This window comes from Variovorax sp. MPBD4-3 (assembly GCF_058809745.1).
On record NZ_JBXASW010000004.1, the window covers coordinates 60,989 to 77,890 of the forward strand.

The window sequence follows — 16,902 nt, forward strand, 5'->3', positions numbered from 1 at the left end:
GCTCAGTCGCGCATCTCGGCCGTGCCCCTGATGGAGCCCAGCCCGCCGCGCAGCTTGGTGCTCAGCCACACGCCGAAGATGGTCGCAAGGTAGGGCAGCGACTGCAGCAGGTCGTTGGAAATGGCGCCGCCATACATCAGCTGGGCGCGGATGCCCAGCGCGGAAACCACCGCGAAGAACAGTGCCGCCGCGGTGGCGCCGAGTGCGCTGCCGGCGCCGAAGATCACCGCCGCGAACGCCATGAAGCCTCGGCCCGCCGTCATGTTCTGCGAGAAGATCTGCAGGCTGCCGCCGGCCAGCTCCGCACCGCCGATGGCGCACAGCACGCCGCCGAGCGCCAGCGCCAGCAGGCGCATGCGCCCCGGGTTCACGCCCACGCTGCGCGCCGCGAACGGGTGCTCGCCCGAGGCCGACATCTGCAGGCCCAGCCGGGTGCGTTCCAGCAGCAGCCACACCAGCCACACCGCCACCGGCATGAACAGCACGAACACCGAGAGGCCGCCGAATGCGCCCAGGTCGACGCTGGTCAGGCTGTTGAGCTTGGGAATGCCGAACGGCGCAGTCACCGTGGCTTCGCTGTCGTACAGCGCCTGGATGGCGAGCGAGGTGCCGCCGAGGCCCAGCCCCGTCAGGCCCAGCCCCGCGATGATCGGGTTGGCCTTGAGCCGCTCGACCACCCACCACAGCAGCGCCGACGCCGCCACGCAAAGCCCCGCGGCGATCAGCATGGCCTGGGCGAACGAGCCGGTCTGCACGATGCCGACGATGAGCGCGCAGCTGCCGATGATCATCAGGCCCTCCAGGCCGAGGTTCCAGATGCCCGCGCGCTGCGCCAGCACGCCCGCCAGCGTGACATACACCAGCGGCGTGCCGGAGATCAGGATGGAGACGAGCGTGTCTGTCATGCGGGCTTTCGGGTCAGGAGCTTGTCCAGCCACTTGGCGCGGGACGTGATGAACAGGGCGATCGTGGCGTTGATGACCTCGATGGCCGCCGCGGGCATGCCGGCCATCACCGGCAGGTAGAGCGCGGCCGATGCCAGCGCACCGAAGAAGAGGGCCGACACGGCGGTGCCGACGATGGTGAGCTGCGCCACCAGCGCGATCAGGATGGCCGTGAAACCGTGCGCGGGCAGGAAGCCGCTGGCCAGCCGCCCGTTGGGGCCCAGCAGCTCGATGCCGCCGGCCAGCCCGGCCAGCGCGCCGCTCACCAGGAAGCTGAAGAGGCCGATGCGCCCGACCCGCGCACCCTGCCACGACACCATGGTCGGGTTGCGCCCCGCGAGGTTGGCGACGATGCCCAGCGCCGTGCGGTTGGCCAGCAGCCACGACAGCGCGAACACCAGCAGCGTGAGCACCACGATCAGCGGCGACACGCCCAGCGAATCGGAGATGCGGTAGGCATCGGCAATGGGCCGGCTCGATGCCTGCTGGCCCGAGCCCGTCGGGTCTTTCAGCGGCCCGGAAGTCACGTACACCAGCAGCAGGCCTGCCAGGAAGTTGCCCATCAGCGTGGTGATGACCTCGTCGGTGCCCGAGCGCAGGCGCAGCAGGCCCGGCCACATGGCCCACAGCGCGCCGCCCAGCATGCCCGCGATCAGGCAGCAGGCGACGACCAGCCAGGCCGGACCGCCCGCGAGCCACTCGGCGGTGAACGCCGCGAAGATGGAGCCGACATAGAACTGCCCCTGGGCGCCGATGTTGAAGAAGCCCGCGCGGAACGCGATGGCCACGCCGGTGGCGGTGATGAACAGCGGCATGGCCCAGCGCAGGCCCTGGTGCAGGGCCCCGTCGCGCAGGAAGGCGCCGTCGAGGATGCCGGTGAACAGCTCGCCCGCGTCGAGCCCGGCGCCCATGAAGGCCAGCGCGCACAGCAGCAGCGCGAAGCAGACGAAGACCACCACCCGCAGCACGGGCAGCATGCGAGAGGCCGTCATGCGTGTGCTCCCACCATCGCCTGGCCGACCTGCCGCAGGTCGTAGGGCGCGCCGTATTCGCCGACCACCTGCCCGCGCAGCATGACCAGCACGCGGTCGCTGATGTCGAAGAGCTCATCCAGGTCGGACGAGATGAGGATGATGGCCGCGCCCCGGTCGCGCGCCTGCCGCAGCGCCTTCCACACATAGGCCGTGGCGCCGATGTCGAGGCCGCGCGTGGGCTGCGCCGCGATGATGAGCCGGGCGCTGTCGTCCACCTCGCGCGCGAAGATCACCTTCTGCGCATTGCCGCCGGAGAGCGAGCCCGCGGGCTGGCCGCAGTTGGCGTAGCACACGTCCCATTGCGCGAGCGCCACGTCGCACTCGGCCTGGAGCTTCTTCGGGCGCACGAACGACAGCAGCCCGCCCTGCAGCAGGCGGCCCATGGACCAGTTCTCCCACAAGCTGCTGTTGAGCGACAGGCCCTCGACGTTGCGCTCGAACGGGATGATGCGCAGGCCCGCCGCGCGCCGCGTGGCGAGGTCGCTGTGCGTCATGTCCTTGCCGCCGAACTCGAGCGTGCCGGACGCGGTGCCGGCCAGCGCCGAGATGGCGCGCACCAGCGTGCGCTGGCCGTTGCCTTCGACGCCGGCGATGCCGATGATCTCGCCCGCGCGCACGTCGAGGCTCACCTCGTTCAGCGCCGCGCCCTCGGCGTCGGGCTGGGTAGAGAGCTTGTGCATGCGCAGCACGGTGGGAGCCGTGAGCCCTTCGGCTGCACGCGGCGGTGCCGCGGCTGCCTGCACCGGTGCCTTGGCGTCACCCATGATCCATTGGCTCAGCTCGGCCGCGCCGATCGATGCGCATGGCACTGGGCCGGTGACATGCTCGCCGCGGCGCAGCACGCTCACGGTGTCGGCAATGGCCATCATCTCGCGGATCTTGTGCAGGATGAGCACGACGGTCACGCCGCGCTTCTTCAGGATGCGGATGCGCTCGAACAGCGTCTCCACGCCGGCCGGTGCGAGCACCGCCGTGGGTTCGTCCAGGATCAGCACGCGCGCGTCGGTGACCAGCGCACGCGCGATCTCGATGCCCTGCTGCGTCTCGATCGGCAGGTTGCGGATCACTTCGCGCGGGCTGACCGAAAGGCCCAGCCCTCCGAGATGCGCCTGCCAGCGCGCCTCCAGCTGGCGCCTGGTGAACAGTCCGCTGTGCCGCGTGGCGCCGAACTCCATCGCCTGTGCAACGGTGAACGACGCGGGCAGCGCGAAGCTCTGGTGCACCAGTTCCACGCCGGCCGCGCGCGCGGCGTTCACGTGGCCGGTGCGGATCTCGTGCTCGCCGATGTGCACGCGGCCGTGCGTGGGTTTCACCAGGCCCGAGCAGACGCGGGCGAAGGTGGTCTTGCCCGCGCCGTTCTGGCCGACCACCGCATGGATGCGGCCTTCCTCGAAAGCGATGGACACGTCCGACAGCGCCTTCACGGTGTCGTATTGCACGGTGACGCCGTCGAGCACCAGCGCCGGGCGCGCAGGGGAGGCCCCGCTGTTCGAGGAACTGCTGTTCATGCTGCGGTGGCGAGGGTCAGAGAACGGTGTTGAAAGGCACCTTCAGGGCACCGCTCAGGATGGCCGCCTGCGCGGTGCGGATCTCGGCCATCACCTTTTCGGCCTTGGCCGCCACGGCCTTGTCGCCTTCCTTCTGGAACAGCGGCGACAGCTCCAGGCCCACCACCCCGGTGCCCAGGCCGGTGTTCAGGTGCGCGCCGCCCTTGCCGTTCTTGAGGATCTTGCTGGCCTCGTCGTAGAGCGACTTGCCGAAGTGCAGGCTGACGATGGAAATCAGCGTCTTCGGACCCTGCGGGTATTGCGCCGGGTCGAGGCAGCTCAGCAGGCGGCCGGGCTTGTCGTTGGCGGCGGCGATGATGCCCGCGTCGGTCGCGGCGGCGTCGGTCTGGATGAAGTCGATGCCGCCGTTGAACATCTGCGTGGCGATCTCGCGGCCCTTCACCGGGTCCTGGAACGAGCCGGCGAAGGCCACCGTGACCGCGGCGTCCTTGCGCACCGACAGCACGCCGGCCTTGAAGGCGTTGTAGTCGGCATTCAGCGGCGGGATCGACATGCCGCCGATGAAGCCGATCTTGCCCGTGGTCGACATGCGCCCCGCGAAGATGCCGGCCAGGTAGGTGCCCAAGTAGTAGTCGTAGGAGACGGTGGTCACGTTCGGGATGGCGGGCTTCATCTCGTCGCCGAACAGCTGCAGCCACTGCGTCTTCGGGTACTTGGGCGCGAGCGCCTTGAAGGGCTCGGTCACTTCGTTGAAGGTCGACACGATGATGGCCGCGCCGGCATCGCCCAGCGTGCGGAAGATGGTCTCGTAGGTCGACGGGTCCTTCGCGTAGATGGCGCGCGTCTGCATGCCCGTTTCCTTGCCCAGCAGCTTGAGCCGCGCAATCATCGCGTCGACCGCGCTGGCGTCGCCCGCAGCCTGCGTGTGCACCAGCGCGATCAGCCCGCCCTTGGCATTCGCGATCAGCGGATAGAGGGCGCCGGCCATGGCGACACCGCCAAGGCCGGCCGCGGCTTTCAGTATCTGCCGGCGGGGCGTGGCGGCGCGGGAGGATGCGTTGCTTGTCATGCGGATATCTCTCGGGTTGAAGAACTGGCGGACGAAATTGCTGCGGGGAAGAAATGCGCTCAGGGCGTCGGCGAACCGGGGGCGGGGTTCATGATCATCACGTCCTGGCTCTGGATGGCGTCGAGCGCCCACACGCTCTTGATGAATGCCTGCCACTCGGGGTCGGCGTACATGGCGGCGCGGCGGGCCTCGCGGTCGGCCAGGCTGTCGTAGGCCCAGATCAGCACCGAGGTGTGCAGCCGGCCGATCTCGGAGATGTACAGGCCCACGAACTTGTTGAGGTGGCGCTTCTGCACCGGCAGGCCCTCGCGTTCGTACTTCTCGCGCCACTGGTCGATGGTGCCGGGGCGGAAGGTGTAGAGGCGGTGTTCGACGATCATTTTTTTGCTGTGCTCCTGCTGGCCTGGGGTTCGTGCTTCTACTGGCCGGCCAGGATGAATTCGGCGCACTTCTCGCCGATCATGATGGCCGGTGCATTGGTGTTGCCGCTGGAGATGACCGGCATGATCGAGGCGTCGGCCACGCGCAGGCCCTCGATGCCGTGCACCTTGAGCCGGTGGTCGACCACGGCCAGTTCGTCGTGGCCCATCTTGCAGGTGCCCACGGGGTGGAAGGTGGTCATGGCGGTGGCGCGCAGCCATGCGACGAGGTCTTCGTCGCTCTGCTTCTCGGGGCCGGGCGCGATCTCCTTGCCGCGGTAGTCGTCGAATGCGGGCTGCTCGATGATGCGGCGCGTGGCGCGGATCGCATCGACCATGGTCTTGCGGTCGAACTCGGTGTCCAGGTAGTTGGGCTCGATCATCGGCGCGTCGGTCGGGCGGCCCGAGCGCAGCCGGATGCGGCCCTTGCTGTTCGGGTTGACCGGTCCCACGCGCAGGGTGAAGCCGTGCTTGGCCTCGACCGTGCTCTTCCTGAACGGGTTGGGAAAGTACAGGTTGGCCGTCTTCTCCAGCGCGGGCATGAAGTGCAGCTGCACGTCGGGGTTGGCGAGCTCGGGCGAGGTCTTGATGAAGGCGCCGGCCTCGTAGGGGAAGGTGGTGGTGATGCCTTCGCCGAACAGCATGCCCTGCACCACGGAGAACGCGATCTTGTCGAAGCGCAGGTCCTTGTAGAGCGTGACGGGCTGCTTGCACTCATAGGACATGACGCAGTCCACATGGTCCTGCAGGTTGCCGCCCACGCCGGGCAGCGGCTTGAGCACCGCAATGCCGTGCTGCTCCAGTTCTTCCTTCGGGCCGATGCCCGACAGCATGAGCAGGTGCGGCGAGCCGACCACGCCGGCGCAAAGAATCACTTCCTTGCGCGCGCGCACGGTGCGCATCTGGCCGTGCAGTTCGTAAGACACGCCCACGGCCCGGGCCCGCTCCACCAGCACCTTGTGCGTGCGCGCGCGGGTCACGACCTTGAGGTTGCTGCGCTTGAGCGCCGGCCGCAGGAAGGCGAAGGAGGTGGACCAGCGCTTGCCGTTCTTGATGGTGAAGTCGTAGCGGCCGAAGCCGAGCTGGCTGGCGCCATTGAAGTCGTCGTTCAGCGGATAGCCGGCCTGCTGGCCTGCAGCGCAGAACACGTCGAGCAATGCGTTCCAGCCGCGCGCGCGGCACACGGTGAGTTCGCCCTTGGCGTTGTGGAACACGCCGTCGCGCTGGATGTGGCCTTCGGAGCGCTTGAAGGCGGGCAGCACGTCTTTGTACGACCAGCCGGGGTTGCCCATGGCGGCCCAGCCGTCGTAGTCCTGCTTGCCGCCGCGCACGTAGATCATGCCGTTGATGGTCGACGTGCCGCCCAGCACCTTGCCGCGCGGCCAGTAGATCTTGCGGCCATTGAGGTTGGGCTCGGGCTCGGTGTGGAAGTGCCAGTTGTAGATGCCCGACTGGAACAGCTTGCCCATCAGCATCGGCAGGCGGAACAGCGGGTTGGAGTCCTTGCCGCCGGCCTCCAGCAGCAGCACGCGCGTGGCGGGGCGCGCACTGAGCCGCGCGGCGAGGGCGCAGCCCGCGGAGCCCGCGCCCACGATGATGTAGTCGTAGTCGTTCTTGTCGTTCATTGGGGTGGTCACCAGTGGATGGGGGGGCTGTCCATCTCGGCCAGATGGGTGTTGCAGAGCACGAAGGGGTTGGGCAGGCCGAGCACGGCGTCCGCGTAGGCGGGGTGCTCGCGCAGGATGCAGGCGACATTGCCGTTGCGGCCCTCGCCGACGCCCGCCGCCGCGAAGGCCTCCGCGGCCGAAGCGCCGAAGCCCATGCAGACCAGCGGCTCGCCGCGCTGCAGCAGGTGGGCCAGTACCGCCTGGATGAGCGGCTTCCACAGCACCAGGTGTCCGTGCGACTGATGCGGGTCGATGGCCACCTGGAAGCGACTGAGCGTGAACGAGGTGTTGAGCAGCAGCACGCCGTCTTCTATCCAGCGGTCGCTCAGCCAGTCGGGTGTCTCGAATGGCAGCGCGCCCGATTCGATGTCGGCCAGCGTGCGCGGCCAGTTGGCGAAGCTGCCGCCGTAGCCCGCGTCGCCCGTGCGGGCCTCGGCCAGCATCTGCACCCAGGCGCGGATGCTCTTGGTGAACATCTTGTCGAGCTCGCGCCACCGGGCGACGTTGCCGACCTCGAAGGCGCGGCCGGTGGCGATGTCGATCGAGGGGTAAGGGTCTTGCCCCAGCACCAGGCAGCGCACCTTTGAGGGCATCACGCTGTCGAAGGCCTTGAGCATGTGCGCGCCTGCCGGCATGCCGGGCAGGCGGCGGCCCTTGCGCGCGGGAAAGATGGGTTCCCAGGCTTCCAGCTCGAGTCGAGCGTCCACGCCTTCGAAGTCCAGCCGCACGCCGCCGAGCGCGCTGCGCCATTCATCGGGCAGGTCGTCCTGCCAGTCGAGCAGGGTTTCTTGCAAGGCGGTGCGCAGGGCTTGAGGCATGGCTTACATTCAAACTTCAAAAAAGCTGACCAGTTCGTCAGGAAATTCTAAGTAATAAATTGACGATATGGTCAGATTTTTTTACTGGTGCTTTCCCGGCCGCCGCGCCGGGCCACCTCTAGAATTTGCTTCGGTCAAAAAAAGCGACTCATAGCCATGCGCGAAACCAAGACAACACGACCTTCGGCACCTGAGACAACCGCGGACAGGGAGATCAGGGCGGCCAACAAGCGCAAGATCCTCAAGGCCGCCAGCGAGGTGTTCGCGGCCAAGGGCTTCGACGGCGCGCGCATCGCGGAGATCGCCACGGTGGCCGGGTTGCCCAAGGCCAACGTCTACTACTACTACCCCACGAAGGAAGAGCTCTATAGCGCCACCTTCGCGCCGCTGCTGGAGGAGTGGGACAGCGCGCTGCGCATCCTCAAGGTGGAGACCGAACCCGCCGTGGCGCTGCGTGCGTACGTGGAAGCCAAGCTCCGGCTGGGCCGCAAGAATCCGCTGGAGGCGCGACTGTTCGCCAACGAGGTGGTGCGCGGCGGCACCTTCCTGTCGGCCGCCGACAGGGCGCACATCGCGCAGAGCACGGCCGCCAGCATCGAGGTGCTCGAAGCCTGGATGGCTGCCAAGAAGATCCGCAGGATCGACGCGCGCCACTTTCTCTTCATGCTCTGGGCCTCGACCCAGTTCTATGCCGACTACGAGCCCATCGTGAACGCGGTGCTGCAGGTGAAGAAGCTCACGGCGGTTCACTACGAGCAGGCGCTCGAATGCATCGTGAGCACGGTGCTGGCGGGCGTGCTGCTCGACTGAGGCTGCGTTGCTCGCGGCAGGAGCGGGCGCCGCGATTGTTTCCTTCACACGAACACCGCGGTTCTTTTCGATGCGGTTTTATATCGGTTCGGCGGCGCAAAATTCTTTTCATGGACCAGCCCTTCAGCTGATCCAGGTGAAAAGAAACCAACCAAATGAAGGACCTCCAAATGACCGCCTCGAAACTCCTCTCCGCCGTCTCTCTCGCTCTGCTGGCCGCTGCCGGCGCTGCCCATGCCGAAAGCTATGACGGCGTGCATCAACTGACTTCCGCCGCCAGCCGCGCCGAAGTCGCCAGACAGGCCGTCGTGGCCGCGCACAGCGCCAACCCCTATGCCGATGGCGCCAACTCGGGCCCGGTGCAACTGACCGCCTCGGCCACCAGCCGCGCAGCCATTCGCGCCGAAGCCGTGGCCGCCGCGCACAGTGCCAACCCGTATGCCGACGGCGCTTCGTCGGGCGTGGCGCCTGTGCTTGCCAGCGGCGTCGATCGCGCCACCGTGCGTGCCGCTGCCCGCGCTGCTGCTCGCGGCGACACGCTGCCGCTGTAATCGGTCTGCCTTGACGTGCTTCGCCGCTCCGGCGAAGGCAGTCGAATCAAAAAAAAAGAAGCCGGCTCCGCACAAGCGGGGCCGGCTTTTTCATGGGACGTGCGCGCTACCGGATCGGCCGCAATTGATCGTCCGCCATGCCCACCAGCAGGGCCGAACCATTGGGCAGGATGCGGAATTCGCCGTAACGCGCACCTTCGAACTTCTGCGCATCGCCTTCCTTGAAGAACCATGCGTCGGTGACGAAGACCCAGCCCCCGTCCTTGGCACTGAGCGGTACTTCGATGTCGTCGCTCCGCCGCGGCTCCAGGGCCGATGGCAGATGCAGCGTATAGGCCGACGGCAGCGCCGGATCGGGGCGCACCAGCACGGTCGGCCGCCGGCCACCGGGAGGGTGGTCGTCCCGGTCCATTCGATCGGGCAATGCGAAGTTCAGCCGCATGTAATCGCCCTGCATCAGCGAGCGCGGGTCGACAGGCGCCAGTCGAACGAACACGGGACGGCCGTCGCGAATGATGTTTTCCTTCTCGAAGATGGCGAAGTTCGCCACGGCCAGCGTGGCGACACCTGCCAGTGCGATGCCGGCGAGCCGCCTGTTCTTCCACCAGCTGCCGGCGTTCTGCGCAACGCTCTCGGCGCCGGCCGCATGCGACATGGCGCGCGTTGCCAGCCAGGCCAGTGCGCCCAGCGCGGCACCGATCAGCACCAGCAGCAGCGCCTTGTCCGCCAGCGACCACGCGAGCAGGTAGTAGAAGCTGCCCACGATCCAGAGCGCGGCCGCGCAGCCCAGGGCGGCGAGCCGCCAGCGTTGCGTCACCGCCAATGCCGCGGTGCAAAGGCAGGCCGCGCCGAGGTTGGGCATGAAGGCGCACAAGACCGCCAGCAGCAGTGCCACGCCCAGGCCCGACAGCGGCATTTGCCGCAGTGCCGGCCAGCGACTGGCCAACAGCGCGGCCGCGCCCAGGGCACACAGCACCGACACCATGTTCCGCGTGGTGCCGAGCAGGTCGAAACCGCTGCCGGCCTGGCCCATTTCGCTTCCTGCGCTGCTGCCCGCAAATACACCGCCGAGCATGAACGTGGTGCCCGACAGCAGCACCAGCATCAGCAACAGCTGCGCGCACCAGCCTTCGGCCAGGCTCTCCAGCAGGCTGCCGGTGCGGGCGCCGGGCAACCGCGGCAGCAGCCAGAGCACCGCGAGCCATGCGGCCAGGCCGATGTGCGCCTGAAGCCACCAGGTCCAGCGAAAGCGGCCGGACCAGAACAGGTGATCGAAGGCGTCTTCGCCGCTCGACCATCCCATGACGGCGACGGTGAGGAACACGCCCAGCATCATGCCCAGCAGGCTGCGCAGCCAGTGCAGCGGCGCGAGCGATGCCAGCACGACGCTGGCAGCGCACATGCCCAGCGCGGCGACGGAAACCGACAGGTCGCGAAACAGCGCCCATCCCAGGCAGCACAGGCCCAGCACCACGGCCGGCAGGCAGAGCTGTTCGATGAACAGCGCCAGTCCGCCCTGGCGCAGGATGACGACGCTCACGGCCAGCAGGCCGAGTCCCGATACGTAAAGTGCCGGTCCTTCGCGCAGCAGCGCATCGCCGAATGCCAGGCCGATCGCGCCCAGCAGCGGCAGCACGGCGAGCCAGGCTCCCAACGAAGTCAGCAGCAGCACCGCCCCGGGGCGGGAATCCTCGCGCGGCCATTGCGCGTCTTGCGGCAGCAGGCCCTGGGCCGCGGCGCGCCGGATGATCTCGGACGGGGCGATCATGCGGTCGCTCCTTGCTGCCGCGATGCCGCCAACACGGTGCTTTGTCTGCGCATGACCACGGCCACGGACACGGCCAGCAATCCCGCGGCCACCAGCCCGATGAACAGCAACCGGCCCATGGTGTCGATGCCGCCGCCGTCGAACAGGATGCGAGCCAGGCCGGCGACCAGCAGGGTGTCGACGCAGAGCACGGCGGCGCTCAGCCCGACGATGTCGAACCATTGCCGCTGCATCAGCATGCCGCCGGCACCGCACATCAGCGCCAGGCCCATAAAGTAGTGGGGCGAAACCTCGCTGCGCCAGAGAAGCCCTGCAAGCGAGGTCAGCGTCACGTTCACGGCCAGTGCCAGCATCGCCAGCCGTTGCGACCAGTGCGTTTCGCCGACCCAATGCCGTGCCCACGGGCTCAGCACGGTGATGAGCAGCACGCCCATGCCCCAGCCGACCAGGTGGATCGGCAGGTCGCTGTCGTCGAAGCGCCAGCGGTGGCCCGTGTGCGCATAGGTCCAGAGGCCGATCGCGCTGCAGGCCACCATCGCCCAGGGAAACCACAGCACGTCGCTGCGCACGCCAAGGCACAGCGGCAGGCTGAGAACGGCCCACAGCGCGAACAGCTGCCAGGCATCGGCACCGGTCTGGTAGGTCTGGCCGTAGTAGGCGAACAGTGCGCCCGTACCCAGCAGGCACAACAGGCCCATCGGTGTGCGAAGCGTCGCGCTGCGCCATGCGGCCAGCGCCGTCAGCAGCACCCAGCCTTGCAGCAATGCAAACTGCCCGGCGCGGCCCAGCGACCCCCAGTTGGCCGCCACCCACATCACGATGCCGAAGCCGCCGAGTCCCGCGGCGAGCAGTGCGACGACTCGCCAGAAGCGCTGCGGCAGTTGCGTCGGTTGCGCGTCGAGTTCAGCCAGCGCGAACAGCGCGTGCATGCGAGCCGACGGCAGCCGATGGATGCGGGCGAGTTCGTAGAGTGCGAGTCTGATGTTCATGGACGTGGAGGATGGTTGCCGCTGCCATTCTCCACGTGTCGGTTCCGGCGCCTGCGGGCGCCGGAAGAGGGGGCTCGGGTGTGGTCGTCAGTCCACCCGCTCCTCGATGGGGCCGACGCGGTCGGGGTAGAAGGCCACGTGGTCCTTGATCTGGGCGACCGGCTCGTAGGGCGACTCGTAGGTCCACACCGCATTCACCGAGCGCTCGCCGCCGGCGGGAATGCTGTAGTAGTTGCACTCGCCCTTGTACGGGCAGTAGGTTGCATGCGAGGTGCGTTCCAGCAAGGACATCTTCACGTCCTTGCGCGGTATGTAGTGCACGGTTCCGAAATGCGCTTCGCGCAGCGTCAGCGCTTCGCGCGTGTCGGCAATGACGCGGCCGTCCACCGACACAACCACGCGAAGCGGATTGCGCGCGATGGTGATCGGGTGATCGGGGCCGGGGGTCTTGATGGTGCGTTCGGGCGTGGCGAACATGAGGGGGCTCCTTCAGTTGGTCGGGTGACGCAAGAATCGGCGGATGCGCATCTTGCCGCGATGTCGGGGCGGTTTGAAGCCCCCCTGAAATCAGCACGTTCGCGAAGTGGTTAAAGGCCGGAATGCCGCCCGGAGGTGCTGTGGAAGCCTTTCGGATCGATTTGTAGTGCTTCGGTTTGTAATGCCTGCGTCAGGCCTTCCTGGCGAACGGTGATAAAACTTCGCGCTGCCCCACCCCGACCAGCGAAAGACCCAAGTGAAGAACAACAGGCTCGCCATCTTCCTGCTCGCCGGCCTGCTGGCCGCCGGCGCAAGTGCACAGGAGTGGCCGTCCAGGCCCGTTCGCGTGATCGTTCCCGCGCCGGCCGGCAGCTCGCTCGACGTGATCGCGCGCACGCTGGCCGACCGCCTGCGCGTGATCTGGAAGCAGCCCGTGGTCATCGAGACCAAGGCCGGCGCCGGCGGCCTGATCGGCATGGACACGGTGGCCAAGGCGCCGCACGACGGCTACACGCTGGGCATCGGCTTCAATGGCCCGATCGCATTCGGGCCCTACATGTACCGGCGCATGCCCTATGCGCCGTCCCGCGACCTGGTGCCCATCGTGCTCACGACCTCGCAGCCCAATGTGCTGGCCGTGCAGGAGGGCAACCCGGCGAACACGCTGCCCGAATTCGTCGACTGGGCCAGGAAGCAGGGCTCGAAGTTCAGCTATGCGTCCGTGGGCGCGGGCAGTTCGTCTCACCTCACGATGGAGCTGCTGCGCAGCGTGACGAAGATGGAGGCGGTGCATGTGCCGTACTCGGGCTCGCCGCCCGCAGGGCTGTCGCTTGCCGCGGGCGACACGCAGGCGCTGTTCACGGTGGCGCCTGCGTTGCTGCCGCTGATCCAGGGCCATCGGGTGAAGCTCATCGCGGTGACCAGCGCCACCCGCTCGGAACTCATGAAAGACTTGCCGACGGTGGCCGAGGCGGGCTACGCAGGCTTCGAATCGCTGGCCTGGAACGGCTTCTTCACCGCCACCGGCACGCCGCCCGAGGTGGTGCAGCGCATCAACGCGGACGTCAACGCCGTGCTGCGCGAGCCGGCGGTGCGCGAACTGCTGGCCAACCAAGGGCTGGTGGCGGGGGGCGGTTCGCCCGAGGAATTCAAGGCCTTCATCGACAGCGAGGCCCGCAAGTGGGGTGCGATCATCGCCAAGGTCGGCATCCGTCTTGATCAGTGACCAACTTGTCGTCCACACTCCCGCAAACTCCAGGAAGAAAAAATGGCCGAGCTCCCGGATTCCCCTGAATTTCCCGAAGACATCTATACCGAACCGGAGCCCGATCCGCATACGCTTGCCAACCTCGGCCCGCTGACCGGCCTCGCGGGCGTGTGGATCGGCACTTCAGGCCACGACGTGAGCCCGAAGCCCGAAGGCCCCGAAGCCGAGGCGTTCATCGAGCATGCGGAGTTCCAGCCCATCGACGCGCAGACCAACGGACCGCAGATCTTCTACGGGCTGCGCTATCACCTGCGCATCGTCAAGCCCGACGACGTCGAAACCTTCCACGACCAGGTCGGCTACTGGCTCTGGGAGCCCGCCACGGGCGCGCTGGTGCAGACGCTGTCGATCCCGCGCGGGCTGACGGCCATGGCCACCGGCCAGGCGAAGGCCGGCGACCGCAGTTTCAGGCTGGAGGCGGTGCGCGGCGGAGAGACCAACGGCATCCTCGCCAACCCGTTCCTGGAGCATGCGTTCAAGACGCTGCGCTACAGCATCGCGGTGACCATCCACGACGACCGCAACTGGTCGTACGAGCAGGAAACCGTGTTGAGCGTGCGCGGCCAGGCCGAGCCCTTCAGCCATACCGACCGCAACCTGCTGCGCAAGGTCGGCGAGCCCACGCCCAATCCGACGGCGCTGGCCGCCATGGCGGAGGTGGCAAGGAAGAGCGCAATCGACGTTGCCAGTGCCGGGGTGGCCTCCCGGGTGACTCCGGTCTGAGCTGCGCCAGCCCGGCCGTTCCGCAGTAGCCGGGCGCGCTGGCCGGCGGCACGCGATGCCCGCGCCGGGCTCAGTCCAGCCGCAGCGAGCCCAGCCGCGCGACGATCAGGTCGTACAGCGTCTGCGCCGCCACCGACAGGCTGCCTTCGCGCCGCTGCACCAGGTACAGCGTGCGCGTGAGCGCGGGCAGGGGCAGCGGGCGGGTCACCAGCGTTTCGCGCTGGAAGTGGAACAGCGTGAGCGCCGGCACCACGCTGATGCCCAGGCCCGCCTCGACCAGCCCCATCACGGTGGCCAGGTGCTCGACCTCGAACACCGCGTTCAGCCGCTGCGGATGCAGCGCGGCGTCGAGCGCCTGGCGCACGCTGCTGTTGCGCGCCATCTGTATGAACGGATGCGGCGCGATTTTCTTGACCGTGAGGCGCGGCTCGCGCGCCAGTGGATGGTCGGCGCGGCACACCAGGTGAAAGCGGTCGCTGCACAGCTTGCGTGCGCGCAGGTCGCTGCCCGCCGCGGCCTCCGCGCCCGAGGCGGCGAGCGCGAAGTCGGCCTGGCCGCCGCGCACCAGCGCGATGCAGGCGTCGGACAGCGCATCGTCAAGGTCGACGCGGATGCCGGGCCAGGCCTGCATGAATTCCGCGAACACCGCGGGCAGCCAGCCGGCCGCGAGCGAGGGCAGGGCGGCCACGCGCACGCGGCCCTTGCGGCGCTCCACGTGGTCGGCCAGGTCGACCATCGCGTTGCCCATGTCGTCGAGCAGCCGGCGCGCCGAGCCTTCGAACAGCAGACCCTCGGGCGTGAGCTGCACGCTGCGCGTGTCGCGGTCGAACAGGCGCGTGCCGACGGCGTCTTCGAGCGTGCGGATGAGCGCGCTGAAGGCCGGCTGCGACAGGTGGCTGGTCTGCGCGGCGCGGGTGAAGTTGCGGTGCTCGGCCAGCGCGAGAAAGGCGCGCAGCTGCCGCGTGGAGAGGTCTGGCGTCTTTTTCATGTCTCGGGGTTCCGGTGGGCGGATACATTATTTGAAAAGCAGATCAATCGATCCGTATTTTCGATTTTACGGATGATGGCGGGCTGCCTACAGTGCGGCTCGATGACTTCCATTGCTGCAACGCCCACGCTGTTGATCGGATGCGCGGCCGGCTTCTCGGGTGACCGCACCGACGCCGCCGGCCCGGTGGTCGACACGCTGATCGCGCGTCTCGCGCAAGGCCCCGCGGGGCGGCGCGCGTTCCTCATCTTCGAGACGCTGGCCGAGCGCACGCTGGCGCTGGCGCAACTGCGCCGCCGCGCCAACCCCGATGCCGGCTACGAACCGCTGCTCGACGACATGCTGCGGCCGGTGCTGGCGCGCTGCCTGGCACACGGCATCCGCATCGTGAGCAATTTCGGCGCCGCCAACCCGCGCGCCGCCGCCCGGCACATCGCCCGCATGGCGCGCGAACTGGGTGCCAGCGCCCCGCGCATCGCGGTGGTGGAGGGCGACGACCTCTCGGGCGCCGGGCATCGCGCGGTGCTGCGCGAAGCGCTCGGCGCGCGAATGGAAGGTCTGCGCGTGGTCAGTGCCAATGCCTACATCGGCGCCGAGCCGATTGCCGCCGCGCTCGACGCGGGCGCGCAGATCGTGGTGTGCGGCCGGGTGGCCGACCCGTCGCTCACCGTGGGGCCGGCCATGTCGCATTTCGGCTGGCGCGCCGACGACTGGGACCGGCTGGGCCGCGCCACCATGGCCGGCCATCTGCTCGAATGCGGCGCGCAGGTGTGCGGCGGCTACTTTGCCGACCCCGGGTACAAGGACGTGCCGGGGCTCGAGTCGGTCGGCTTTCCCATCGCGGAGATCGACGCCGACGGCGGCTGCGTCATCGGCAAAGCCGACGGCACCGGCGGCCTCGTGACCGAAGCCACGGTGAAGGAGCAACTGCTCTACGAAGTGCACGACCCCGCCGCCTACCTGACGCCCGACGTGGTCGCCGACATCGCCGACGCCGAGGTGCGCGCGCTGCCCGGCGCCGACCGCGTCGAACTGCGCGGCGTGCGCGGGCACGAGCGGCCGCGCAACTACAAGGTCAACGTCTGCCATGAAGGCGGCTGGCTGGCCGAGGGCGAGATTTCCTACGCCGGCCCTCGCGCCGAAGCGCGCGCGCGGCTCGCGGCCGACGTGCTGAAGAAGCGGCTCGACGGCCTTGCGTTGCGCGTCGACCTGATCGGCGCGCTGAGCATCCTCGGCGACGACGCGGGCCGCGCACTGGCGGACACGCCCGACAGCGGCCTGCGCGACGTGCGCCTGCGCGTCGCGGCCACCCATGCCGACCGTGCCCAGGCCGAACGGCTCGGCCGCGAGGTGACGGCGCTCTACACCTGCGGTCCGGCCGGCGGCGGCGGCGTGCGCACCGCGCTCACGCCGCGGCTCAACACGCTGTCGTGCCTGCTCTCGCGCGAGGCGGTGCCGGTGCGCTTCGAACTGCTGGCCGCGGAGGAACTGGCATGAGCAATATTCCTGAAGACACCATCGAGGTGCCTCTCTACCGCGCGGCCCACGGCCGCACCGGCGACAAGGGCGACCGCTCCAACATCAGCGTCATCGCCTGGCACGCCGGGCTGTATCCGCTGCTGGCCGAGCAACTCACGCCCGAGCGCGTGGCCGCGCAGTTCCGCCACCGCGCACCGTCGCAGGTGCAGCGCTTCCTGCTGCCGAAATTGCACGCGATGAACTTCGTGCTCGACGCGGTGCTCGACGGCGGCGTCAACGATGCGCTGAATCTCGATGCGCACGGCAAGGCGCTTTCCTTCCTGCTGCTCGACATGCCCGTTCGCGTGCCGCGCCCGCTCGTGCCTTTGCTGGCCGGGCCGTAGCGCCGGCT

Annotated in this window: 17 protein-coding genes; 6 read left to right on the forward strand and 11 right to left on the reverse strand. The window is 68.5% G+C overall.

Going from position 1 to position 16,902, the window contains the following annotated elements; all coding sequences use genetic code 11:
- Positions 1–2: 2 nt before the first annotated feature.
- The 7 genes from AC1RVW_RS03370 to AC1RVW_RS03400 are packed head-to-tail and all read right to left on the reverse strand — an operon-like array spanning position 3 to position 7,459.
- The gene (locus AC1RVW_RS03370) at positions 3–905 is read right to left on the reverse strand and encodes an ABC transporter permease (RefSeq protein ID WP_081269044.1); all 903 of its coding nucleotides are present in this window, start codon (positions 903–905) and stop codon (positions 3–5) included.
- Entirely contained in the window at positions 902–1,936 is a 1,035-nt protein-coding gene (locus tag AC1RVW_RS03375; protein WP_493198021.1) for an ABC transporter permease, read from the reverse strand. Before AC1RVW_RS03375 ends, AC1RVW_RS03370 begins: the two co-directional genes overlap by 4 nt.
- A complete protein-coding gene (locus AC1RVW_RS03380; RefSeq protein ID WP_493198023.1) occupies positions 1,933–3,486 on the reverse strand; it encodes an ABC transporter ATP-binding protein in 1,554 nt (517 codons plus the stop codon). The genes AC1RVW_RS03375 and AC1RVW_RS03380 overlap by 4 nt, the downstream gene beginning before the upstream one ends.
- Before the next feature lie 16 nt (positions 3,487–3,502).
- Complete coding sequence (locus AC1RVW_RS03385; RefSeq protein ID WP_493198025.1) at positions 3,503–4,555, reverse strand: BMP family ABC transporter substrate-binding protein; 1,053 nt, start codon at positions 4,553–4,555, stop codon at positions 3,503–3,505.
- 59 nt (positions 4,556–4,614) lie between these two features.
- The gene (locus tag AC1RVW_RS03390; RefSeq protein ID WP_081269040.1) at positions 4,615–4,935 is read right to left on the reverse strand and encodes an NIPSNAP family protein; all 321 of its coding nucleotides are present in this window, start codon (positions 4,933–4,935) and stop codon (positions 4,615–4,617) included.
- 38 nt (positions 4,936–4,973) lie between these two features.
- The gene (locus tag AC1RVW_RS03395; RefSeq protein WP_106934177.1) at positions 4,974–6,599 is read right to left on the reverse strand and encodes a GMC family oxidoreductase; all 1,626 of its coding nucleotides are present in this window, start codon (positions 6,597–6,599) and stop codon (positions 4,974–4,976) included.
- Positions 6,600–6,607: 8 nt separating this feature from the next.
- Complete coding sequence (locus tag AC1RVW_RS03400; RefSeq protein ID WP_493198027.1) at positions 6,608–7,459, reverse strand: uracil-DNA glycosylase family protein; 852 nt, start codon at positions 7,457–7,459, stop codon at positions 6,608–6,610.
- A 156-nt stretch (positions 7,460–7,615) separates the two neighbouring features.
- Here AC1RVW_RS03400 and AC1RVW_RS03405 point away from each other — a divergent pair, with 156 nt between their 5' ends.
- Positions 7,616–8,269 carry a TetR/AcrR family transcriptional regulator gene (locus AC1RVW_RS03405; protein WP_493198029.1) on the forward strand — a complete coding sequence of 218 codons (654 nt, stop codon included), beginning with the start codon at positions 7,616–7,618 and terminating at the stop codon, positions 8,267–8,269.
- A gap of 170 nt (positions 8,270–8,439) precedes the next feature.
- Positions 8,440–8,820 (forward strand): helicase SNF2, encoded by a 381-nt coding sequence (locus AC1RVW_RS03410; RefSeq protein WP_493198031.1) that lies wholly within the window; start codon positions 8,440–8,442, stop codon positions 8,818–8,820.
- Between the two features lie 106 nt (positions 8,821–8,926).
- Here the strand turns inward: AC1RVW_RS03410 and AC1RVW_RS03415 are convergent, their stop codons facing one another.
- From AC1RVW_RS03415 to AC1RVW_RS03425, 3 genes are all read right to left on the reverse strand, one after another.
- Positions 8,927–10,588, reverse strand: coding sequence for a GDYXXLXY domain-containing protein (locus AC1RVW_RS03415; RefSeq protein ID WP_493198033.1), 1,662 nt, complete (start codon positions 10,586–10,588; stop codon positions 8,927–8,929).
- A complete protein-coding gene (locus AC1RVW_RS03420) occupies positions 10,585–11,577 on the reverse strand; it encodes a DUF2157 domain-containing protein (RefSeq protein ID WP_493198035.1) in 993 nt (330 codons plus the stop codon). The genes AC1RVW_RS03415 and AC1RVW_RS03420 overlap by 4 nt, the downstream gene beginning before the upstream one ends.
- 87 nt (positions 11,578–11,664) lie before the next feature.
- Positions 11,665–12,054: a DUF427 domain-containing protein gene (locus tag AC1RVW_RS03425; RefSeq protein WP_493198037.1), complete on the reverse strand. Its 390-nt coding sequence runs from the start codon at positions 12,052–12,054 to the stop codon at positions 11,665–11,667.
- 256 nt (positions 12,055–12,310) lie between these two features.
- Between AC1RVW_RS03425 and AC1RVW_RS03430 the strand changes: the two genes are divergently transcribed.
- Positions 12,311–13,279 (forward strand): Bug family tripartite tricarboxylate transporter substrate binding protein, encoded by a 969-nt coding sequence (locus AC1RVW_RS03430; protein WP_493198039.1) that lies wholly within the window; start codon positions 12,311–12,313, stop codon positions 13,277–13,279.
- A 42-nt stretch (positions 13,280–13,321) separates the two neighbouring features.
- Positions 13,322–14,044: an FABP family protein gene (locus tag AC1RVW_RS03435; RefSeq protein WP_493198041.1), complete on the forward strand. Its 723-nt coding sequence runs from the start codon at positions 13,322–13,324 to the stop codon at positions 14,042–14,044.
- A gap of 70 nt (positions 14,045–14,114) precedes the next feature.
- Here the strand turns inward: AC1RVW_RS03435 and AC1RVW_RS03440 are convergent, their stop codons facing one another.
- Positions 14,115–15,032 (reverse strand): LysR family transcriptional regulator, encoded by a 918-nt coding sequence (locus AC1RVW_RS03440; protein WP_493198043.1) that lies wholly within the window; start codon positions 15,030–15,032, stop codon positions 14,115–14,117.
- A 111-nt stretch (positions 15,033–15,143) separates the two neighbouring features.
- Between AC1RVW_RS03440 and AC1RVW_RS03445 the strand changes: the two genes are divergently transcribed.
- Together AC1RVW_RS03445 and AC1RVW_RS03450 are read left to right on the forward strand one after the other, a co-directional pair.
- Entirely contained in the window at positions 15,144–16,529 is a 1,386-nt protein-coding gene (locus tag AC1RVW_RS03445; RefSeq protein WP_493198154.1) for an acyclic terpene utilization AtuA family protein, read from the forward strand.
- The gene (locus AC1RVW_RS03450) at positions 16,526–16,894 is read left to right on the forward strand and encodes an AtuA-related protein (protein WP_081269029.1); all 369 of its coding nucleotides are present in this window, start codon (positions 16,526–16,528) and stop codon (positions 16,892–16,894) included. The genes AC1RVW_RS03445 and AC1RVW_RS03450 overlap by 4 nt, the downstream gene beginning before the upstream one ends.
- The last annotated feature ends 8 nt before the right edge of the window (positions 16,895–16,902 follow it).